Below are 20,004 nucleotides of genomic sequence, written 5' to 3'. Positions count from 1 at the left end.
GCCGCCGATAGCGTGTGCGCATATCGCGATACGTCGCCGACGTCGCGCGAGCACCGCACGAGAAGAAGGAGACACCGTCATGCCACAGCAGGTCCGGGGCGTCGTCGCCCGCGCGAAGGGCGCTCCCGTCGAGGTCGTGCCGATCGTCATCCCCGATCCGGGGCCGGGCGAGGTCGTCGTCGCGATCGCCGCGTGCGGGGTGTGCCACACCGACCTGCACTACCGGGAGGGCGGCATCAACGACGAGTTCCCGTTCCTGCTCGGCCACGAGGCCGCCGGGGTCGTCGAGTCCGTCGGTGAGGGCGTCGACTCGGTCGCGGTCGGCGACTTCGTCGTCCTCAACTGGCGGGCCGTGTGCGGGCAGTGCCGGGCCTGCAAGCGGGGCCGTCCGCAGTACTGCTTCGACACCCACAACGCGACGCAGAAGATGACCCTCGAGGACGGGACCGAGCTGACCCCGGCTCTGGGCATCGGCGCGTTCGCCGACAAGACCCTCGTGCACGCCGGGCAGTGCACCAAGGTCGACCCCAGCGCCGACCCGGCCGTCGTCGGCCTGCTCGGGTGCGGGGTGATGGCCGGACTCGGTGCCGCGGTCAACACCGGCGGGGTCACCCGCGGCGACTCGGTGGCGGTCATCGGCTGCGGCGGTGTCGGCGATGCCGCGATCATGGGTGCCCGCCTCGCCGGCGCCGACAAGATCATCGCGGTGGACCGGGACGCGAAGAAGCTCGAGTGGGCCACCGACCTGGGCGCGACCCACACCGTCAACGGCGCCGAGACCGACCCGGTCGAGGCGATAGCGGAGCTGACCGGCGGCTTCGGCGCCGACGTCGTCATCGACGCCGTCGGCCGCCCGGAGACGTGGAAGCAGGCCTTCTACGCGCGTGATCTGGCCGGCACCGTCGTCCTCGTCGGCGTGCCCACCCCGGACATGACCCTCGAGATGCCGCTGATCGACTTCTTCTCCCGAGGCGGGTCGCTCAAGTCGTCGTGGTACGGCGACTGCCTGCCCGAGCGGGACTTCCCCATGCTGGTCGATCTCTACCAGCAGGGCCGGCTGCCGCTCGAGAAGTTCGTGACCGAGCGCATCGCCCTCGATCAGGTGGAGAAGGCGTTCGAGACCATGCACCGCGGCGAGGTGCTGCGCTCGGTGGTGGTCCTGTGACCGGGGCGAGCGGAGCGACGGGGGAGGTGACCGGGGCGAGCGGAGCGACGGGGGATCGGCACCGTCTGCGTATCGACCGGGTCGTCACCCACGGCACCTTCGCCCTCGACGGCGGCGAGTGGGAGGTCGACAACAACATCTGGCTCGTCGGTGACGACGACGAGGTGGTCGTGATCGACGCCGCGCACACCGCACAGCCGATCGTCGACGCCGTCGGGGGCCGGAAGGTGGTGGCGATCGTGTGCACGCACGGGCACAACGACCACGTCACCGTCGCCCCGGAACTGGCCGCGACGCTCGACGCGCCGATCCTGCTCAACCCGGCCGACGACGTGCTCTGGGAGATGACCCACCCCGGGGTGCGGCACCGGCCGCTCGAGGATGGTGATCGGATCACGGTGGCGGGCACCGACATCCAGGCCATCCACACTCCCGGGCATTCGCCCGGCTCGACGTGCCTGTATCTGCCGGAGGCGGGTGAGCTGTTCACCGGCGACACCCTGTTCTCCGGCGGGCCGGGGGCGACGGGGCGCTCCTACTCGGACTTCCCGACCATCATCGGCTCGATCCGGGACAAGCTGTTCGCGCTGCCCGCCGAGACGAAGGTGCACACCGGTCACGGCGACGGCACGACGATCGGCACCGAGTCCCCGCACCTCGAGGAGTGGATCCGCCGGGGCAGCTGACCCGGCCGCGGTGCGTCCCGTCGCCGGACCGCCGGACGGGACGCACCGCTACGCTCGCCTCATGGCGAACGAGCGGATCCCCGTGGTGATCGTCGCAGGCTTCCTGGGCTCCGGGAAGACGACCCTGCTCAACCACCTGCTGCGCAACAACCGTGGTGCGCGAATCGGAGTGATCGTCAACGACTTCGGCGCGGTCAACATCGACTCGATGATGGTCGCGGGACAGGTCGACTCGATGGTCTCGCTGAGCAACGGCTGTCTGTGCTGCGCCGTCGACGTCGCCGACATGGACGCGATGCTCGACCGGCTCGCACACCGCACCTCGGACATCGACGTCATCGTCGTCGAGGCCAGCGGACTCGCCGAGCCGCGCAACATGATCCGGCTCGTCGTGGGCTCGGGCAACGAGTACGTAGGCTACGGCGGACTCGTCCTCGTCGTGGACGCGGCCGAATTCGGCGGCACCCGTGAGCGGCACCCCGAACTCGACCAGCACGTCGCACTGGCAGATCTCGTGCTGCTCAACAAGACCGACCGCATCGACGGTGACGCCCACGACGAACTACTCGAATTGCTGTGCCGCCTCAACGACCGCGCCGCGATCGTGTCCACCGTGCACGGGCGCATCGATCCGGCGCTGTTGTTCGACATCCCCGAACGTCCCGAGCCGCAACCCGGCGAACAGCTCAGCCTCGACCGGTTGCTGTACGAGGAGCACGACGGCGAGCACACCCATCTGCACGACGGTTACGACGCCGTGGACTTCGATTCGCCGGTACCGCTGCACCCCCGCGCCCTCGTCGGCTTCCTCGAGGACCAGCCGGCCGGGGTGTTCCGAATCAAGGGGTACGTCCACGTCGTCGCCGGTGGTCGAACGCGCACCTATCTGCTGCACACCGTGGGCGACCACATCCGCTTCGACCCGGTGCGGCGTACGGGCGACATCCCTGCCACCACCCGGCTCGTCGTGATCGGTGCCGACCTGGACCCCGATGCGGTACGCGCCCGGCTCGCCGCGTGCGTACCCACCGAACCGGTGCCGGCCGATGCAATGCTGGCCGTGCACCGGTTCACGCCGCGCTGAGCGAAGGTGCGTGGACCCCCTACCGGGGTTTGTCTACCCCCGCGCGACGGTCGCCGACGTGCGGTTCGGGCGACGACGGCGGCTGCCCGGCTGTGCGCCGCGTTCCTGCCGAGCCGCCGGCTGCTCCTGCCGCGACGAGCTCTGCTGCCGGGCGGCACCGCCGCCGTGCTGTCGGGCGGCACCGCCGCCGTGCTGCCGGGCACCGCGCTGAGCGGTCGCCCCGCTGCCGCCGCGTCGGGCCGGCCGTCGCGATGCGCCACCCGAGGGAGCCGCGGCCTGCTTGGCCGACGGTGCCACGTGCGGGGCGATCTCGCCGACCAGGTCCAGCACGTGCTCCGACTTCGCCGTCACCCGTACCGGGGTGACCTTGATCGCAGCCTTGCGCATGATGACGGCGAGATCCTTGCGCTGTTCCGGCAGGACCACGGTCACGACGTCGCCGGTGCTCCCGGCGCGGGCCGTACGACCCGAGCGGTGCAGGTACGCCTTGTGTTCGGCCGGCGGGTCCACGTGCACCACCAGTTCCACGTCGTCGACGTGCACGCCGCGGGCCGCGACGTCGGTGGCCACGAGCACCCGCGCCTCCCCGGAGGAGAACGCCGCGAGGTTGCGGTCGCGTGCGTTCTGCGACAGGTTGCCGTGCAGATCGACGGCGGGAATGCCGGACTCGGTGAGCTGACGGGCAAGCTTGCGGGCCTGATGCTTCGTGCGCATGAACAGGATTCGCCGGCCCGTGCCGGAGGCCAGGGTCCGCACGAGGTCCTTCTTCGTGTCGGCGTTGTCGACGTCGAACACGTGGTGCGTCATCGCCGCGACCGGGGAGTGCGCCTCGTCGACCGAGTGCAGCACCTCGTTGCGCAGGAACCGCGTGACGAGCTTGTCGACCCCGTTGTCCAGCGTGGCCGAGAACAGCAGGCGCTGACCGTCCTTCGGCGTCGCGTTCAGGATCCGCGTCACGCCGGGAAGGAAGCCGAGATCGGCCATGTGGTCGGCCTCGTCGAGCACGGTGATCTCCACCGCGTCGAGTGTGACGAACTTCTGCCGCATCAGGTCCTCGAGCCGGCCCGGGCAGGCGATCACGATGTCCACGCCGCGGCGCAGCGCGTCGACCTGACGGTTCTGCGAGACCCCGCCGAAGATGGTGGTCACCCGCAGCCCGGCGACCCGCGCAAGGGGTTCGACGACCGCGGCGATCTGCGTGGCCAGCTCGCGGGTAGGGGCCAGCACCAGTCCACGCGGGCGGCCCGCGGCGCGGGTGGCGCCGCCGGCCAGGCGCGCGGTGAGCGGGATGGAGAACGCCAGCGTCTTGCCACTGCCCGTGCGGCCGCGGCCGAGCACGTCACGGCCGGCCAGCGTGTCGGGCAGCGTGTCGACCTGGATCGGGAACGGGCTGGTGATGCCGTTGTCGTTCAGGGACGCCACCAGGGTCCGGGGAACGCCGAGGTCGGAGAAGGAAACGGTCATAGGTACAGAACTGCCTTTCGATGCAGCGTGCACGCACTCCGAGACGATCTCGGAGGGCGCAGTGGATCGCCGCAAGGAAAGCCGATGCCGGTGTTGCATGCGGAGCCGGGCACGATCCCGGCCCGCCGGTATCCCACGACGGTGGGCATCGTCGTGATGCCCGAACTACCGCAGCCTACCCCACGCCGGGATGCTCGTCGGCGCACGCGTCGAGACCCACCCACTCGGACAGACCGTCGTCGAATCGCTGCCGCTTCCAGATGGGGACCTCGCGTTTGATGCGTTCGACCAGTTCGGCGCACACGGCGAAGGCTTCGGCCCGGTGCGGTGCCGCCGCCGCCGCTACCAGCGCGAGATCGCCGATGGTGAGATCGCCCACTCTGTGGACCGCGGCGACCGGCAGTCCCGAATCGGCAGCCACCTGTTCGCAGCAGCGGCGCAGGAAGTGCTCCGCCTCGGGATGGGCCTGGTACTCCAGCGCCTCGACCGAGCGCCCCCCGTCGTGGTTGCGCACCACGCCGCTGAACACCACGACCGCGCCGTGCTCCGGGCCGGCCACGGCGGCGTCCACGGTTCCCGGATCGAGCGGTTCGCTCGAGATCCGCGCCAGCAGTTCACTCATGCGCCCCTCCTCCGGCGACCTGAGCCAGCAGGTGGCCGAGAATCGGCTCGAGCACCGCCAGCCCGTCCTTCACGCCGCCCGGCGAGCCGGGCAGATTGACCACGACCGTGCGGCCCACGAGTCCGGCCACACCGCGCGACAGCGACGCGTGCGGGGTGACCTGCAGGCCGCGCAGGCGGATGGCCTCGGCGACCCCCGGCAGCTCGCGGTCCAGCAGTGCCAGCGTCGCTTCCGGCGTCGCATCCGTCGGGGAAGCACCGGTCCCACCGGTGGAGATCACGAGTGCGGGATCGCCGGCGAGCGCATCCTCGAGTCCCCACGCGATGTCCGCGTCGGCGTACACCAGCGGACCGCGCACCGTGAAGCCGCGCGTCTCGAGGAATTCCGCGATCAGCGGGCCCGTCCTGTCCTCCCGCGTACCGGCGGCCACACCCGTGGACGCGACGAGCACCGTCGCCGGTGCGCCCGTCTGCTCGACGAACTCGGCGTCCTCCGGCGCGACGGTCCCGGCCTCCCCGGCAGTGGTGGTCTCCTCCTCGCGACGACGCCAGTGCCCGCGTTTGCCGCCGTCCTTCGAGAGCAGCCGCACCCCGTTCAGCACCGCGGCGGGGTCGACGGCCTTGACCATGTCGTGCAGCGTCAGCCCGGCCACCGCGACGGCGGTGAGGGCTTCCATCTCGACGCCCGTGGGGCCCTTCGTCTTTGCCGTGGCTTCGATCGTGATCGCGTTGCCGGTGAACCCGAAGGTGACCTGCACCGACGACAACGCGAGCTGGTGACACAGCGGAATCAGCTCCCACGTGCGCTTCGCCGCAGCGATCCCGGCGATCCGCGCGGTGGCGAGCACGTCCGCCTTGGGCATGTCGTCGGCCCGCACCAGCGACACCACCTCCGCGGTGGTGACGAGCTCGCCGGCGGCGACCGCGACGCGGGCGGTGTCGGACTTGCCGGACACGTCGACCATCCGGGCGCGGCCACGGTCGTCGAGGTGGCTCAGCGGCCCGCTGTCGGGCGTGGTGACGTCGTGCGGTTCGGTCATAGCGGCAGCACCCTTACGAGTTCTCCGGGTTCGAGGCCCGTGGTGTCGGCGGGGATGTCGAGCAGCACATCCGCGGTGGCCATCGCGGCGATCAGGTGGGACCCGGCACCGGGGATCGCCACCACGGCGTCGCCGTCGCGCCGTCCGCGCAGGAACTGACGCTTGCCGGGAACGGAGGCGAGACTCGTTGCCAGAGGGCGCTTCTCGGGGTCGATCGCGGGCAGGCCCGCGGCGGAGCGCAGCACCGGCCTCGCGAACACCTCGAACGAGACCAGTGCGCTGACCGGATTGCCGGGAAAGGTCAGCACCGGTACCGCATCCACGAGCGCCGTGCCCTGCGGTCCGCCCGGTTGCATCGCCACGGAGACGAACTCGGCACCGCGCGGGCCGAGCACGTCCTTGACGACTTCGAAGTCGCCTTTCGACACCCCACCCGAGGTGAACACCACCTCGGCCACGGAGGCAGCGTGCGCGAGTTTCGCTGCGAACACCTCCGCGTCGTCGCCGCTGCGATCCACCGAGACCACCAGCGCGCCGTTGGCGGCCGCGCCGGCGGCCAGGGCCGGCCCGTTCGAGTCGTGGATCCTGCCCGTCGCGAGAACGCTGCCGCCGGGCACCAGTTCGCTGCCGGTCGAGATCACCGCCACGCGCGGCCGGGTGCGGACGGGCACGTGGGTGAGACCGACGGCGGCGAGGGCCGCGACGTGCCGGGCGGCGACGACGGTCCCCGCCGGCAGCAGGGGGCGGCCGCGACCGATGTCGCTGCCGCGTTCGCGCACGAACGCGCCCGGGGCGGGCGCTGTGCGCACGGTGACGTGACCTCCGCCGTCGGTCACGGTGTCTTCGACCGGGACGACGGCATCGGCGCCGACGGGCAGCGGCGCCCCGGTCATGATCTTCGTCGCAGTTCCCGGCACGTGCGTCGACTCGCCGTCACCGGCTGCCAGGACGGCACGAACGGGCAGGGTCACCGGTGCGGTGGTGACCGACGCCGTGTCGACCGCGTAGCCGTCCATCTGGGAGTTCCGGAAGGTGGGCAGGTCGATCGGAGCGACGAGGTCCTCGGCCAGTACCCGGCCGAGCGCCTCGAGCAGCGGGACCGGCTCGGTGCCGCGGATCAGCAACGGGGAGAGCAACGTCGCCACGTGTCGCGCATGCTCCTCCACCGACCGCCTGCCGCCCGCCATGGACCAATCCTAGGCACATCGGTCACGGCGCCGTGCGGCCTCGTCCGGGTCGTGTCCGTGCTCCTCCCACGCGACGGGGCGCGCGACGGCATACTGAGGGTCATGAGGACGGAGGCCCGATGACGGCGGTGCACGTGGGGATCCCGGCGGTGCGCCCTGCCGCGGCCGACGACGTCTCCGACCGGCCCGACACCCCCGTGCTGCTGGACCGGTTCGGGCGCGTCGCCCGCGACCTGCGGGTGTCGATCACCGAGAAGTGCTCGCTGCGGTGCACGTACTGCATGCCCGAGGAGGGTTTGCCGGCGATCCCGCGGGAGCGGCTGCTCAGCGCCGAGGAGATCGTCCGTCTCGTGGCCGTCGCGGTGCACCGGCTCGGTATCCGGGAGGTCCGCTTCACCGGCGGCGAACCGCTCATGCGGCGGGACCTCGAGCGGATCGTCGCCGGGTGTGCCCGTGCCGTCCCCGGCATCCCGCTGGCGGTGACGACCAACGCGGTCGGTCTCGCCCATCGTGCCCAGGCGCTGGCGGAGGCGGGCCTGACCCGGGTCAACATCTCCCTCGATTCGGTCGACCGCGCGCGGTTCGCGCAGCTGACCCGGCGTGACCGGCTCGATTCGGTGCTGGACGGGATCCGCGCCGCCAAGGCGGCGGGGTTCGCGCCGGTGAAGGTCAATGCCGTGCTGATGCCGCAGACCCTGGACGGGGCTACGGACCTGCTGGCCTGGTGCCTCGACGAGGGCGTGCAGCTGCGGTTCATCGAGCAGATGCCGCTCGACGCCGACCACGAGTGGGCCCGCGCGAACATGGTCCCCGCGCAGCGGCTGCTCGACGTGCTGGCCGCCCGTTTCTCCCTCACCGAGGTGGGGCGCGAGGATCCGTCCGCGCCGGCCGAACGCTGGGCGGTCGACGGCGGGCCCGCGACGGTCGGCATCATCGCGTCGGTGACCCGGTCGTTCTGCTCCGACTGCGACCGCACCCGCCTGACGTCGGAGGGCACCGTGCGCTCGTGCCTGTTCAGCGACCGGGAGACCGATCTGCGGGCGGCGCTGCGCGGCGGGGCGGGCGACGACGAACTCGCCGCGCTGTGGCGCGGCGCGATGTGGAACAAGTGGGCCGGGCACGGCATCGACGCGGCGGACTTCACGCCGCCGCAGCGCAGCATGGGAGCAATCGGTGGCTGAGACGACGACGGGTATCGAGGTGCGGTATTTCGCCGCGGCGGCGGATGCGGCCGGGGTGGAGAAGGAGACGGTGGCGTTGCCGCCGACGGCGGACCTGGGCGCGCTGAAGGCGGCGCTGGTCGACCGGCACGGCGCCGAGATGGCGCGCGTGCTGTCGGTGGCGGCGTTCCTGGTCGACTCCGAACTCACCCGTGACCTCGGACGCGCCGCCGGCCCGGCGGTCGACGTGCTGCCCCCGTTCGCCGGCGGCTGACGGGATCGCCCGCCCGGTGCCGGGTGCCCGTCAGCGCCACCAGGTGTCGAGCGGCGACACCGGCACGGTCCGCTTGTGGCGGGTGTTCAGGTACGTCCGTTCGAGCTTCTCGGCGAGCGCCGGGGTGACGTCCTTGCCCTCGAGGTAGTCGTCGATCTCCGCATAGGTCATACCCAGGGCCACCTCGTCCGGAAGGGCGGGCCGATCCTCCTCGAGATCCGCGGTCGGGACCTTCTGCCACGTGCTGTCGGGAGCCCCGAGTTCGCGGAGCAGGGCCGCGCCCTGCCGCTTCGTCAGGCCGGTGAGCGGGGTCAGGTCCACCCCGCCGTCGCCGTGCTTGGTGAAGAACCCGGTCACCGCCTCGGCTGCATGATCGGTCCCGACGACCAGAAGCCCGAGCTGACCGGCGATCGCGTACTGCAGGATCATCCGCTCACGGGCCTTGATGTTGCCCCGCACGAAGTCGCTCAGCTGCGACCCGTTGCCGTAGATCTCGTGCATGGCCTGCCCGGCCTCGGCGGCGGAGGCATCGGCACCGGGCTTGACGTTGATCCGCAACGAGCGGTCGGGGCCGATGAATTCCATCGCGACCTGCGCGTCGTGCTCGTCGGACTGTTCGCCGTAGGGCAGTCGCACGGCGACGAACTCGGCCTCGTGGCCCTCCGCGCGCAGTTCCTCCGCGGCGAGCTGGGCGAGGCGGCCGGCGAGTGTGCTGTCCTGGCCGCCGCTGATGCCGAGAACGAATCCCTTGGCGGAACTCGACACGACGTAGTCCTTCAGGAACTGCACGCGGGACCGGATCTCCGCCTGGGGGTCGATCGTCGGCCGGACGCCGAGTTCCTCGATGATCTGCGCGCGAAGGTTCGTCATCGTTCGAACCCTAGCGGGACGTCCGGCGGTGTGCTCGGGTGACATGCGCGGCGCGCGGCGGGCACACTCGTGACGATGAGCAGCGACCTCTTCCGCAAGCACCGGGCCGGGGCCCACCCCGACTTCTTCCGGGCAGAGGCCGCAGGGCTGGCCTGGCTCGCGGCCGCGGGCATGTCCGTCGTCGCCGTCCGCGAGGTCGCGGCGGACCACATCGATCTCGAGCGGTTGACCGAGGTGGCCCCCAGCGTCGCCGCGGCCCGGGGGTTCGGTGCGCGCCTCGCCCGCATGCACGCTGCGGGCGCCGGCGGGTTCGGTTGCCCACCGGACGGATTCGACGGCCGGCTGTTCATCGGCAAGCGCCCGATGAGCAGCACCGTCCACGCGAGCTGGGGCGAGTTCTACGTGGCGGAACGGGTCGCGCCGTTCCTGCGGATCGCGGTCGACGCCGGCAGCGTCACCGCGGCGCAGCTGCCGGACATCGAGCAGGCCTGCGCGCGCGTCGCCGCCGGCGAGTTCGACGACGACGAGTCGCCCGCCCGCCTGCACGGTGACCTGTGGAACGGCAATGTGCTGTGGACCGCCGCGGGTGTGGTGCTGATCGACCCGGCGGCGCACGGCGGTCACCGGGAGACGGATCTGGCGATGCTGGAGTTGTTCGGCTGCCCCCACTTCGACGAGATCGTCGCGGCCTACGACGCCACGTGCCCGCTGCGCGAGGGGTGGCGCGAGCGCGTGCCGATGCATCAGCTGCATCCGCTGGCGGTGCACGCGGCGGGCTACGGTGCAGGGTACGGGCGGGCGCTGCACCGGGCGGCGCTCGCGACCCTCGCGCTGGGAGAGAAGAGTTGACCGAGATCCTCGTCGTCGCCGCCACGAAGTCCGAGGCAGCGCACGTCCCGGCGCGCTACGAGACGGTGATCACCGGCATCGGCAAGGTGCACGCAGCCGTCGCGGTGACCGAGGCGCTGGCCCGGCACCGGCTCGGGACCCCGCCGACGGTGGTCAACATCGGGACCGCCGGCGCGCTGCACGTGCACCACGGCGGGCTCTACCTGCCGTCGGCGGTGATCAACCACGACATCAGCAGCGAGGTGCTGCGCAGCCTCGGCTATCCGGTCGAGGACGTACTCGAACTCGACGACGGCGACGGGACGGTGCTCGCCACGGGCGATTCCTTCGTCTCGGACGCGCAGGTGCGTGACGCGCTCGCCGCCCGCGCCGACCTCGTCGACATGGAGGGTTTCGCGATCGCTCTCGCCGCGTCCCGCATGGGCGCGCCGTGCCGGCTGGTCAAGCACGTCAGCGACCACGCGGACGAGACCGCGCTGGACTGGCCGGCCAGGGTCGACGCCAGCGCCCGCGAACTCGCGCAGTGGCTGGTGGAGCGGTACTGAACCGGCTCGTCAGCGCGCGGTGTACCCGAGACCGGTGACGCCGTCCGCGGCGGTCAGTCGCATCTGCGCGCCCTCGACCGTGTAGCGCACCTCGCCCGACAGCACGGCCAGGACGGCCGACTCGATGTCTGCGAGCTCCGGGTCGGGGCACGCCGCGCGGGTGGTGGCCAGCGGCCCGAACGTCAACGCGGTGTCTCCGACGGCGGCGTTGCCCGTGAACCGGTTGCAGCCGGTGCTGCCCGAGACCGTGCCGTCGGCGGCGACGGTCAGCGTGGGCGCGGCCTTCTCGAGGACCCGGGAGGTCGAGACCGCGGTGGCCGTGACGAGCTCGGTGAGCACCCACTGCGTGCCCACGACGGGACGGTCCGGGTCGGCGACCGTGCGGTCGAGCAGTGAGACGGACACGTCGCCGCCGTCGAGGGTCAGCACGTCGCCGTCGAGGTGCCAGCGCGGCTGCGCGGCGAACAGGTCGGACAGCCAGGTGTCGGCGCCGTCGATCGGCGGCGGGCACGACATGAGGGTGCTGGCGAGCCGATCGGCGCGCAGCACCCCGTCGGCGAGATCGACCGCGCCCACCGACCGGTTGCAGCCGGCGGTCGCGGCGATCCGGCCCGACTCGGGGAACTCCACGACGAGGGGTCCGCCGCCGGGAATCGGTGGGCCCGACACCGCGGTGGAGACGAAGGCGCGTCCCGTGAGCACGGCGGGGTCCTGGGGCGCGGTGGCGGCGCCGTCGCCCGCGCAGGCGGCCGTCGTCGCCGCCAGGGTGAGGAGCACCGAGAGCCCGAGCGTCCGCAGCATGCCGGTCACCGTACCGTCCGCCCGGCGGCGGCCGGTGCCGTGACGACACGGCGCGCGAGGTCCGCCCACCCGTCGGCGAGCCGGTCGAGCGAATACCCGAGATCGCGCCACTGATGCAGGACCAGGGTGGCCTCGAGGGGGGCGAACAGGGACTGGGCCAGCAGCGGCAGGTCGCCGTCGACCCCCGCGGTGCGCAGCAGGAACTCGATGTGGGTCAGGCTCACCGCGCGCGCCGGGGCGTTGAACCGGGCTTCGGCGGAGCTCTCGGCGGCCCGCAGCACCTCGCCCTGCACCTCCACGAGGCGGATGCGGGCCCGGCCGAACGCGACGAGCCGGTCGACGGGATCGGCGCCGGGGCCCAGGGGCGGGGGACCGGTGAGGAACTGCCGCTGCAGTGCCTGTTCGGAGTGGTCGAGCAGGGCACGCATGAGTCCCGCGCGGGAGCCGAAGCGCCGGAAGACGGTGCCCTTGCCGACCCCGGCGCGGGCGGCGACGGCATCCATCGTGACCGCGTCGACGCCGCGTTCGGCGACGAGGAGCGAGGCCGCCTCGAGGAGCCGGCGCCGGTTGCGGGCGGCGTCGCATCGTTCGACGCTCTCGTCCCCGGCGAGCGGCAGTAGCGGAATGTCCACCACGTCACAGTACCGCCCGGGAACATAAGTGGACCGCAGTCCGTTTATAGTGGCGTCAGACCCGGACACCCGAATCGAAGGAACACTCCCATGTCCCAGACCCGCGTTCTCGCTCTCGTCGGCAGCCTGCGCTCCGCCTCCGTCAATCGCCGCCTCGCCGAGACCGCGGCCGCCGTCGCGCCGCAGGGTGTCGAGGTCGCCGTGTACGAAGGCCTCGCCGAGGTGCCCTTCTACAACGAGGACCTCGACGGCGAGCCGGGCGCGCCCACCGCCGCCGAAGCGCTGCGCGTCGCGGCGAACGAGGCCGACGCCCTCCTGCTCGTCACCCCCGAGTACAACGGCACCATCCCCGCCGTCCTCAAGAACGCCATCGACTGGCTCTCCCGCCCGTACGGCGCCGGTGCCCTGGCCGGCAAGCCCGTCGCCGTGATCAGCGCCTCGCCCAGCGGCAACGGCGCCAAGTGGGCGCTCGAGGAGACCGTCAAGGCGCTCGGCATCGCCGGCGGCCGGACCGGCCTGCAGCTGTCCATCGCCGGCACCCTCGACAAGTTCGGCGACGCCCACCCGAAGGAGAACGCCGAGGTCGCCGGGCAGATCTCCGCGCTGCTCTCCGAGCTTGCCGCCGCGCGTCGCGAGCTCGTCGACGCCTGACCCGATCACGCCTCGGACGGCCCCGGACCGCGCGCGGTCCGGGGCCGTCGGTGTCTGTGCCCGATTCCCGTCCGCGGCCGTGATTGCCGGGGCATGCTGCGGGGAATACCTCGCCAGTCCCCATCGCGACGGAGGAGCCCATGGCGCACGAGAGCGACAGTCCCGGCGAACACGAGCACACGATCACCCTGCGCGTCGACGGCCGTGAGCGCCGCTGCACCGTCGACGTGCGCACCACGATCCTCGACGCCCTGCGCGACCGGCTCGGGATCTACTCTCCGAAGAAGGGCTGCGACCACGGTCAGTGCGGCGCGTGCACGGTCCTGCTCGACTCCCGGCGCATCGTGAGCTGCCTGTCGCTCGCAGTCGCCCACGACGGCGCCGACGTCGTCACCGCCGCCGGGATCTCGGACGACGGGCCGTCGCACCTGCCCCAGGCGTTCGTCGAATGCGACGCGTTCCAGTGCGGCTACTGCACGCCGGGCCAGATCTGCTCCGCTGTCGGCATGTTCGACGAGATGGCCAAGGGTGCCCCGAGCCACGTCACCGCGGACCTCACCCAGGATCCCGAGCCGACCGACGACGAGATCCGCGAACGCATGAGCGGAAACCTGTGCCGCTGCGCGGCCTACCCGAACATCGTCGAAGCGCTCCGGCACGTCGCGCGCGGGGAAGGACACTGCTCGTGAAGACGTTCCGCTACGAGACGCCCGCCGATCCCGCCGCCGCGGTTGCCGCGGTCGCCGGCCACCCGGGCGCCGCCTACCTCGCCGGCGGCACGAACCTGGTGGACCACCTCAAACTCGGGGTCACCGCGCCCGACGTGCTCGTCGACGTCTCCCGTCTGCCGCTCGACGTCGTCGCGGAGACCGCAGAGGGCGGGCTGCGGGTGGGCGCCAACGTGCGCAACAGCGACCTGGCCGCCCACCCGATCGTCCGCCGTCGGTACCCGGTCCTGGCCCGGGCCCTGCTGGCCGGGGCGTCCCCGCAGCTGCGCAACATGGCCACCACCGCCGGCAATCTGCTCCAGCGCACCCGCTGCGTGTACTTCCGGGACCCGTCGACCCCGTGCAACAAGCGCGCCCCGGGCAGCGGCTGCACCGCACTCGGCGGCTACACCCGCTACCACGCCGTCCTCGGCGCCTCCGAACACTGCGTCGCCACCCATCCGTCGGACATGGCGGTCGCGCTGCTCGCGCTCGACGCCGAGGTGACGGTGCTCGGCGCGCAGGGGGAGCGGTGCGTTCCCGTCGAGCAGCTCTACCGGCTTCCCGGCGACAGCCCCGAGCGCGACACGGTGCTCGAGCGCGAGGAGCTGATCCTGCACGTCGAGATCCCCGCCCCCGAGGGCGCCGTCTCGACGTACCGCAAGGTGCGCGACCGGGCGTCGTACGCGTTCGCACTCGTCTCGGTGGCGGCGGATCTGACGATCGTCGACGGGCTGATCACGGGATGCCGCGTCGCTCTCGGCGGCGTCGCGCACCGGCCGTGGCGCGCCCACCGCGCCGAGCACGTCCTGCTGGGCAGCGCCCCCGGCGACGCTGTCTTCGCCGCGGCCGCCGACGCGGAACTCGCCGATGCCCGGCCCCTCGACGGCAACGAGTTCAAGGTGCCGCTGCTGCGCCGCACCCTCGTCTCGGTGCTGCGCGAACTCACCTCGGAGGCAGTCGCATGACCCCCTCGGCCCAGCGCCCGATCGGCACGTCGACGGCGCGGGTGGACGGCCCGCTCAAGGTGGCCGGCGCCGCGCCCTACGCGTACGAGCATCCGTTCGACGACCCCGCCTACCTCGTCCCGGTCACGGCGACCGTCGCGCGGGGAACGGTGACCCGCGTCGAGACCGCCCAGGCGCTGGCCCTGCCCGGCGTACTCGCCGTTCTCACCCCGTGGGATGCGCCCCGGCTGGCGGACACCTCGGAGGCCGAGTACGCGGTCCTGCAGGACCCGGCCGTCGCCTTCCGGGGGGAGATCGTCGCCGCCGTGGTGGCCGAGACACCCGAGATCGCCCGACACGCCAGCGAACTGGTGCAGGTCGAGTACGAGTCCGCACCACACGACGTCGCGTTCCGGCCCGATCATCCGCGCAGTTATGCCCCCGAACAGGCCAACGGCGGCTATCCCACCGACTCGGAGCAGGGCGACGCCGCGGCGGCCGAGGTCGCGGAGCGCGACGGCGTCGTGGTCGACGGCTGGTACTCCACACCCGAGGAGCACAACAACCCGCTCGAACCGCACACCGTCGTCGCGGTGTGGTCCGGGGAGTCGTTGACGCTGTACGACTCCACGCAGAGCACCCACGGCGTCGTCTCCACCCTGGCGCCCGTGCTGGGTCTGCGCCCCGAGCAGATGCGGGTGATCAGTCCCTACGTGGGGGGCGGTTTCGGCTCGAAGGGGGCGCCGCACGCCCACGACGTCGTGGCGGCGATGGCGGCGCGCCTGCTGCCCGGCCGGGCGGTCAAGTTCGCGGTGTCCCGGCAGGACATGTTCGGCTACGTCGGGTACCGCCCGCCCACCGTCTCGCACGTCCGGTTGGTCGCGAGCCGGGAGGGGCGGCTCGAGGCGGTGGTACACGAGGCCTTCTCGCAGTCCTCGCACGTGCGTGAGTACGCGGAGCAGACGGCGGTGTCGTCGCGGGGGATGTACGCCGCGCCGTATCGGCGTACCTCGCACCGCATCGTCGCCCTCGACGTGCCTGCTCCCTACTGGATGCGGGCACCGGGGGAGGCGCCGGGGATGTTCGCGGGGGAGGTCGCGATGGACGAGCTCGCGGTGGCGTGCGGGCTGGACCCGATCGAACTGCGCGTGCGCAACGACCCGCCCGTCGACCCCGAGTCCGGACGTCCGTGGTCGTCGCGACGGCTGGTGGAGTGCCTGCGTGAAGGTGCGCGGGTGTTCGGCTGGGATCCGGCCGACCGCACCCCCGGCACCCGCCGCGACGGCCGGTGGCTCGTCGGCACCGGAGTCGCGGCAGCGAGCTATCCGCACCTGCTCAACCCCGGCACCGAGGTCGCGGTCCGCCACGACGGTGACGGTCGCTACACCGTGCGCACGGGCGCCGCGGACATCGGGACCGGTGCGTGGACCGCGCTCACGCTCATCGCGGCCGATGCGCTCGGATGCGGACCCGAGGACATCCACCTCGAGATCGGTGACTCGGCCCTGCCGAACGCCACGGTCGCCGGCGGGTCCTCCGGCACCTCGTCGTGGGGCACCGCGATCGTCGCCGCGGCCCACGCCTTTCGCAAGCGGCACGGTGACCGGCCGGATCCGGGCGCCGAGGCCTCGGCGACGGCCGAGGAGAACCCCGCCCTCGAGCACTACCGAATCCAGTCGTTCGGCGCGCATTTCGCCGAGGTGCGGGTGGACGTCGACACCGGCGAGATCCGGGTGCCGAGGATGCACGGTGTGTTCTCGGTGGGGCGGGTGGTCAACCCCCGCACCGCACGTTCGCAGCTGATCGGCGGGATGTGCTTCGGCATCTCCATGGCGCTGCACGAGGAGAGCATCCGCGATGCCCGCACCGGGCACGTGGTCAACCACGATCTGGCGGAGTACCACATCCCCACCCATGCCGACATCGGTGACGTGGACGCGACCTGGCTCGACGAGGACGACCTGCACGCGACACCGATGGGGTCGCGCGGGGTCGGGGAGATCGGGATCGTCGGTAGCGCGGCGGCGGTCGTCAACGCCCTGTGGCACGCCACCGGGGCGCGGGTACGACGGCTGCCGGCGCGCCTCGAGGACGTGCTCCCGCACCTGCCCGACAGCGCTGCGGGCGAGTGACGACCTGGGAATATCAAGGCTGTAACTCACAACATCTCGCGTTCTATGATTCTGTCGGCCACTAGGTGTAGTGTCTAGAGCGCTGGAAGGCTTGATCGTTTCCGGTCCCTCGGGGAAGCGGGATCGCAGTGGTACGACGGGCCTCGAGGCACTGCTGTGCAGTCAGTCGTCAGGTTGCCGAAAAGGGGAAGCCATGAACATCACCGTCTACACCAAGCCTGCCTGCGTTCAGTGCAATGCCACCTACCGGGCCCTCGACAAGGCCGGTATCGAGTACTCCGTCGTCGACATCTCGGAGAACCCCGAAGCGCGGGACTACGTGATGGCCCTCGGTTACCTGCAGGCCCCCGTGGTGGTCGCCGGCGACGAGCACTGGTCGGGCTTCCGCCCGGACCGGATCAAGGCCCTCGCCGTCGCTGCCTGACCCCGTCGCGAGCCGACCCACCGCCCCTGCGGCCGGTCGCCGGACCCGAGCGAAGTGATGTGAGACATCCATGACCTCGTTGGTGTACTTCTCGAGCGCATCGGAGAACACGCACCGATTCGTCCGGCGACTGGGGTTGCCGGCCACCCGGATCCCGTTGCACGACCGGGACGGCGCCTTCGAGGTGCACGAACCGTACGTGCTGATCCTGCCGACCTACGGCGGTGGCACCACCGCAACTGGCCGGGACACGAATTTCGTGCCCAAGCAGGTGATCCGGTTCCTCAACAATCCGCACAACCGTGCGCTGATTCGCGGGGTCATCGCCGCCGGCAACACCAACTTCGGCGAATCCTATTGTTACGCCGGGGATGTGGTTTCCCAGAAGTGCAAGGTTCCGTACCTCTACCGGTTCGAACTCATGGGTACCGCCGAGGACGTCGAGCGCGTCCGGGAGGGCCTGACGCAGTTCTGGGCGCAGTCGTTGCAGTCGGCCTGACCGCGACCCCACCCGTCCACTCCATCAACGCTGCGCCGCCGTCGGGCTACGGGCGCGGCGAACCCGTCTACTCACAGTGGGAGCAAGCACCGTGACCGTCACCGATGCCGCGCCGGCAGCGAGCGCCAAGATCGACGAGTCCCTCAAGGGCCTCGACTACCACGCGCTCAACGCGATGTTGAACCTGTACGGACCCGACGGCGAGATCCAGTTCGACAAGGATGTCGCCGCCGCCCGCCAGTACTTCCTGCAGCACGTCAACCAGAACACGGTGTTCTTCCACAACCTCGACGAGAAGCTCGACTATCTCGTGGAGGAGAACTACTACGAACCCGAGGTGCTCGAGCAGTACTCCCGGCCGTTCGTCAAGCAGCTCTTCGAACACGCCTACTCGAAGAAGTTCCGTTTCCCGACGTTCCTGGGCGCGTTCAAGTACTACACCTCGTACACGCTCAAGACGTTCGACGGCAAGCGCTACCTCGAGCGGTTCGAGGACCGCGTCTGCATGGTCGCGCTGACCCTGGCCGCCGGCGACGAGCAGCTCGCGACCCACCTGGTCGACGAGATCATCTCGGGCCGGTTCCAGCCCGCGACCCCGACGTTCCTCAACTCCGGCAAGAAGCAGCGCGGCGAGCCCGTCTCCTGCTTCCTGCTGCGGATCGAGGACAACATGGAGTCGATCGGCCGCTCGATCAACTCGGCGCTGCAGCTGTCCAAGCGCGGCGGCGGAGTCGCATTGCTGCTCAGCAACATCCGCGAGCACGGCGCGCCGATCAAGCAGATCGAGAACCAGTCCTCCGGCGTCATCCCCATCATGAAACTGCTCGAGGACTCCTTCTCCTACGCCAACCAGCTCGGGGCCCGCCAGGGCGCCGGCGCGGTGTACCTGCACGCGCACCACCCCGACATCTACCGATTCCTCGACACCAAGCGCGAGAACGCGGACGAGAAGATCCGCATCAAGACCCTCTCGCTGGGCATCGTCGTCCCCGACATCACGTTCGAGCTCGCGAAGCGCAACGAGGACATGTACCTGTTCTCGCCGTACGACGTCGAGCGCATCTACGGAGTGCCGTTCGCCGACATCGACGTCACCGAGAAGTACTACGAGATGGTCGACGACAAGCGCATCCGCAAGTCGAAGATCAAGGCGCGCGAGTTCTTCCAGACCGTCGCGGAACTGCAGTTCGAGTCCGGCTACCCGTACATCATGTTCGAGGACACCGTCAATCGGGCCAATCCCGTCAAGGGCAAGATCACCCACTCGAACCTGTGCTCGGAGATCCTGCAGGTCTCCACACCCTCCACCTTCAACGAGGACCTGTCCTACAGCCATGTGGGCAAGGACATCTCGTGCAACCTGGGATCGCTCAACATCGCCAAGGCGATGGACTCGCCGGACTTCGCGCACACCATCGAGGTGGCGATCCGGGCGCTGACCGCCGTGTCGGACCAGACCCACATCTACTCGGTGCCGTCGATCGAGCAGGGCAACAACGACTCCCACGCGATCGGGCTCGGGCAGATGAACCTGCACGGCTATCTCGCCCGCGAGCGCATCTTCTACGGCTCCGAAGAGGGCGTCGACTTCACGAACATCTACTTCTACACCGTGCTCTACCACGCGCTGCGCGCGTCGAACCGGCTCGCCATCGAGCGGGGTGCGTACTTCAAGGGCTTCCCCGAGTCGAAGTACGCCTCGGGCGAGTTCTTCGACAAGTACACCGACCAGGTATGGGAGCCGGCCACCGCCCGCGTGCGGCAGCTCTTCGCCGACGCCGGCGTGGCGATTCCCACGCAGGACGACTGGCGCGCGCTGAAGGCGTCGGTCCAGGAGCACGGCATCTACAACCAGAACCTGCAGGCCGTGCCGCCCACCGGGTCGATCTCGTACATCAACAACTCCACCAGCAGCATCCACCCGGTGGCGTCGAAGATCGAAATCCGCAAGGAAGGCAAGATCGGTCGCGTCTACTACCCGGCTCCCTACCTGACCAACGACAACCTGGAGTACTTCCAGGACGCGTACGAGATCGGGTACGAGAAGATCATCGACACCTACGCGGCGGCCACCCAGCACGTCGACCAGGGCCTGTCGCTGACGTTGTTCTTCAAGGACACCGTCACCACCCGCGACGTGAACAAGGCGCAGATCTACGCCTGGCGCAAGGGAATCAAGACGCTGTACTACATCCGGCTGCGGCAGATGGCGCTCGAGGGCACCGAGGTGGAGAACTGCGTGTCCTGCATGCTGTGACGAATCTTG

At 70.8% G+C, this 20,004-nt stretch carries 21 protein-coding genes; 14 read left to right on the top strand and 7 right to left on the bottom strand.

Translation table 11 applies throughout. From position 1 onward, the window contains the following. Window positions 1-79: 79 nt before the first annotated feature. The 3 genes from OEY_RS0114905 to OEY_RS0114895 all read left to right on the top strand — a co-directional run bounded on the left by OEY_RS0114905 (window position 80) and on the right by OEY_RS0114895 (window position 2,935). A complete protein-coding gene (locus OEY_RS0114905; protein ID WP_010594655.1) occupies window positions 80-1,165 on the top strand; it encodes an S-(hydroxymethyl)mycothiol dehydrogenase in 1,086 nt (361 codons plus the stop codon). A gap of 26 nt (window positions 1,166-1,191) precedes the next feature. Continuing rightward, window positions 1,192-1,851 carry an MBL fold metallo-hydrolase gene (locus tag OEY_RS0114900; protein ID WP_017680850.1) on the top strand — a complete coding sequence of 220 codons (660 nt, stop codon included), beginning with the start codon at window positions 1,192-1,194 and terminating at the stop codon, window positions 1,849-1,851. A 61-nt stretch (window positions 1,852-1,912) separates the two neighbouring features. Beyond that, window positions 1,913-2,935: a CobW family GTP-binding protein gene (locus tag OEY_RS0114895; protein ID WP_010594653.1), complete on the top strand. Its 1,023-nt coding sequence runs from the start codon at window positions 1,913-1,915 to the stop codon at window positions 2,933-2,935. A gap of 33 nt (window positions 2,936-2,968) precedes the next feature. On the opposite strand, the gene OEY_RS0114890 is transcribed toward OEY_RS0114895, so the two are convergent. The 4 genes from OEY_RS0114890 to OEY_RS0114875 all read right to left on the bottom strand — a co-directional run bounded on the left by OEY_RS0114890 (window position 2,969) and on the right by OEY_RS0114875 (window position 7,247). Next, entirely contained in the window at window positions 2,969-4,399 is a 1,431-nt protein-coding gene (locus tag OEY_RS0114890) for a DEAD/DEAH box helicase (RefSeq protein ID WP_010594652.1), read from the bottom strand. A gap of 175 nt (window positions 4,400-4,574) precedes the next feature. Further along, entirely contained in the window at window positions 4,575-5,021 is a 447-nt protein-coding gene (locus tag OEY_RS0114885) for a molybdenum cofactor biosynthesis protein MoaE (RefSeq protein ID WP_010594651.1), read from the bottom strand. Beyond that, on the bottom strand, window positions 5,014-6,060 hold the full coding sequence (gene moaCB, locus OEY_RS0114880) for a bifunctional molybdenum cofactor biosynthesis protein MoaC/MoaB (protein WP_010594650.1): 1,047 nt from the start codon (window positions 6,058-6,060) through the stop codon (window positions 5,014-5,016). The genes OEY_RS0114885 and moaCB overlap by 8 nt, the downstream gene beginning before the upstream one ends. Then, window positions 6,057-7,247: a molybdopterin molybdotransferase MoeA gene (locus OEY_RS0114875; RefSeq protein WP_043805479.1), complete on the bottom strand. Its 1,191-nt coding sequence runs from the start codon at window positions 7,245-7,247 to the stop codon at window positions 6,057-6,059. The genes moaCB and OEY_RS0114875 overlap by 4 nt, the downstream gene beginning before the upstream one ends. Window positions 7,248-7,366: 119 nt before the next feature. Between OEY_RS0114875 and moaA the strand changes: the two genes are divergently transcribed. Further along, the gene (gene moaA / locus OEY_RS0114870; RefSeq protein ID WP_010594648.1) at window positions 7,367-8,428 is read left to right on the top strand and encodes a GTP 3',8-cyclase MoaA; all 1,062 of its coding nucleotides are present in this window, start codon (window positions 7,367-7,369) and stop codon (window positions 8,426-8,428) included. Continuing rightward, complete coding sequence (locus OEY_RS0114865; RefSeq protein WP_010594647.1) at window positions 8,421-8,681, top strand: MoaD/ThiS family protein; 261 nt, start codon at window positions 8,421-8,423, stop codon at window positions 8,679-8,681. Before moaA ends, OEY_RS0114865 begins: the two co-directional genes overlap by 8 nt. A gap of 30 nt (window positions 8,682-8,711) precedes the next feature. Here OEY_RS0114865 and nadE read toward each other — a convergent pair whose 3' ends face one another. Next, window positions 8,712-9,551, bottom strand: coding sequence for an ammonia-dependent NAD(+) synthetase (nadE, locus tag OEY_RS0114860; RefSeq protein WP_010594646.1), 840 nt, complete (start codon window positions 9,549-9,551; stop codon window positions 8,712-8,714). Window positions 9,552-9,626: 75 nt separating this feature from the next. On the opposite strand from nadE, the gene OEY_RS0114855 reads away from it, so the two are divergent. Both OEY_RS0114855 and OEY_RS0114850 read left to right on the top strand, forming a co-directional pair. Further along, window positions 9,627-10,400 (top strand): fructosamine kinase family protein, encoded by a 774-nt coding sequence (locus OEY_RS0114855; protein WP_010594645.1) that lies wholly within the window; start codon window positions 9,627-9,629, stop codon window positions 10,398-10,400. Beyond that, on the top strand, window positions 10,397-10,945 hold the full coding sequence (locus tag OEY_RS0114850) for a nucleosidase (protein ID WP_010594644.1): 549 nt from the start codon (window positions 10,397-10,399) through the stop codon (window positions 10,943-10,945). Before OEY_RS0114855 ends, OEY_RS0114850 begins: the two co-directional genes overlap by 4 nt. A 9-nt stretch (window positions 10,946-10,954) precedes the next feature. Here OEY_RS0114850 and OEY_RS0114845 read toward each other — a convergent pair whose 3' ends face one another. Then, complete coding sequence (locus OEY_RS0114845; RefSeq protein WP_026137785.1) at window positions 10,955-11,746, bottom strand: META domain-containing protein; 792 nt, start codon at window positions 11,744-11,746, stop codon at window positions 10,955-10,957. A 5-nt stretch (window positions 11,747-11,751) separates the two neighbouring features. After that, on the bottom strand, window positions 11,752-12,381 hold the full coding sequence (locus OEY_RS0114840) for a TetR/AcrR family transcriptional regulator (RefSeq protein ID WP_010594642.1): 630 nt from the start codon (window positions 12,379-12,381) through the stop codon (window positions 11,752-11,754). Window positions 12,382-12,468: 87 nt separating this feature from the next. On the opposite strand from OEY_RS0114840, the gene OEY_RS0114835 reads away from it, so the two are divergent. From OEY_RS0114835 to nrdE, 7 genes are all read left to right on the top strand, one after another. Then, window positions 12,469-13,029 carry an NAD(P)H-dependent oxidoreductase gene (locus OEY_RS0114835; RefSeq protein ID WP_010594641.1) on the top strand — a complete coding sequence of 187 codons (561 nt, stop codon included), beginning with the start codon at window positions 12,469-12,471 and terminating at the stop codon, window positions 13,027-13,029. Between the two features lie 140 nt (window positions 13,030-13,169). Further along, a complete protein-coding gene (locus tag OEY_RS0114830) occupies window positions 13,170-13,718 on the top strand; it encodes a 2Fe-2S iron-sulfur cluster-binding protein (RefSeq protein ID WP_010594640.1) in 549 nt (182 codons plus the stop codon). Then, the gene (locus OEY_RS0114825) at window positions 13,715-14,704 is read left to right on the top strand and encodes an FAD binding domain-containing protein (RefSeq protein ID WP_010594639.1); all 990 of its coding nucleotides are present in this window, start codon (window positions 13,715-13,717) and stop codon (window positions 14,702-14,704) included. Before OEY_RS0114830 ends, OEY_RS0114825 begins: the two co-directional genes overlap by 4 nt. Further along, a complete protein-coding gene (locus OEY_RS0114820; protein WP_010594638.1) occupies window positions 14,701-16,815 on the top strand; it encodes a xanthine dehydrogenase family protein molybdopterin-binding subunit in 2,115 nt (704 codons plus the stop codon). Before OEY_RS0114825 ends, OEY_RS0114820 begins: the two co-directional genes overlap by 4 nt. A gap of 193 nt (window positions 16,816-17,008) precedes the next feature. After that, window positions 17,009-17,239 (top strand): redoxin NrdH, encoded by a 231-nt coding sequence (locus OEY_RS0114815; RefSeq protein ID WP_003936942.1) that lies wholly within the window; start codon window positions 17,009-17,011, stop codon window positions 17,237-17,239. A gap of 70 nt (window positions 17,240-17,309) precedes the next feature. Then, window positions 17,310-17,738, top strand: a complete 429-nt coding sequence (nrdI, locus tag OEY_RS0114810; protein WP_010594637.1) for a class Ib ribonucleoside-diphosphate reductase assembly flavoprotein NrdI — start codon at window positions 17,310-17,312, stop codon at window positions 17,736-17,738. A 91-nt stretch (window positions 17,739-17,829) separates the two neighbouring features. After that, window positions 17,830-19,995 carry a class 1b ribonucleoside-diphosphate reductase subunit alpha gene (gene nrdE / locus OEY_RS0114805; RefSeq protein WP_029540053.1) on the top strand — a complete coding sequence of 722 codons (2,166 nt, stop codon included), beginning with the start codon at window positions 17,830-17,832 and terminating at the stop codon, window positions 19,993-19,995. Window positions 19,996-20,004: the final 9 nt, after the last annotated feature.

Origin of the sequence: Rhodococcus sp. P14, from assembly GCF_000256505.1 — a bacterium.
Lineage (GTDB): Bacteria > Actinomycetota > Actinomycetes > Mycobacteriales > Mycobacteriaceae > Rhodococcus > Rhodococcus ruber.
This window is presented reverse-complemented; position numbering and strand designations above follow the sequence as displayed.

Coding starts and splice junctions, on each gene's coding strand:
- OEY_RS0114830 (WP_010594640.1), top strand. CDS start 13,170: ATGGCGCACGAGAGCGACAGTCCCGGCGAACACGAGCACACGATCACC.
- moaA (WP_010594648.1), top strand. CDS start 7,367: ATGACGGCGGTGCACGTGGGGATCCCGGCGGTGCGCCCTGCCGCGGCC.
- OEY_RS0114845 (WP_026137785.1), bottom strand. CDS start 11,746: ATGCTGCGGACGCTCGGGCTCTCGGTGCTCCTCACCCTGGCGGCGACG.
- OEY_RS0114835 (WP_010594641.1), top strand. CDS start 12,469: ATGTCCCAGACCCGCGTTCTCGCTCTCGTCGGCAGCCTGCGCTCCGCC.
- OEY_RS0114895 (WP_010594653.1), top strand. CDS start 1,913: ATGGCGAACGAGCGGATCCCCGTGGTGATCGTCGCAGGCTTCCTGGGC.
- nrdI (WP_010594637.1), top strand. CDS start 17,310: ATGACCTCGTTGGTGTACTTCTCGAGCGCATCGGAGAACACGCACCGA.
- OEY_RS0114875 (WP_043805479.1), bottom strand. CDS start 7,247: ATGGCGGGCGGCAGGCGGTCGGTGGAGGAGCATGCGCGACACGTGGCG.
- moaCB (WP_010594650.1), bottom strand. CDS start 6,060: ATGACCGAACCGCACGACGTCACCACGCCCGACAGCGGGCCGCTGAGC.
- OEY_RS0114905 (WP_010594655.1), top strand. CDS start 80: ATGCCACAGCAGGTCCGGGGCGTCGTCGCCCGCGCGAAGGGCGCTCCC.
- OEY_RS0114890 (WP_010594652.1), bottom strand. CDS start 4,399: ATGACCGTTTCCTTCTCCGACCTCGGCGTTCCCCGGACCCTGGTGGCG.
- OEY_RS0114855 (WP_010594645.1), top strand. CDS start 9,627: ATGAGCAGCGACCTCTTCCGCAAGCACCGGGCCGGGGCCCACCCCGAC.
- nadE (WP_010594646.1), bottom strand. CDS start 9,551: ATGACGAACCTTCGCGCGCAGATCATCGAGGAACTCGGCGTCCGGCCG.
- OEY_RS0114815 (WP_003936942.1), top strand. CDS start 17,009: ATGAACATCACCGTCTACACCAAGCCTGCCTGCGTTCAGTGCAATGCC.
- OEY_RS0114885 (WP_010594651.1), bottom strand. CDS start 5,021: ATGAGTGAACTGCTGGCGCGGATCTCGAGCGAACCGCTCGATCCGGGA.
- OEY_RS0114820 (WP_010594638.1), top strand. CDS start 14,701: ATGACCCCCTCGGCCCAGCGCCCGATCGGCACGTCGACGGCGCGGGTG.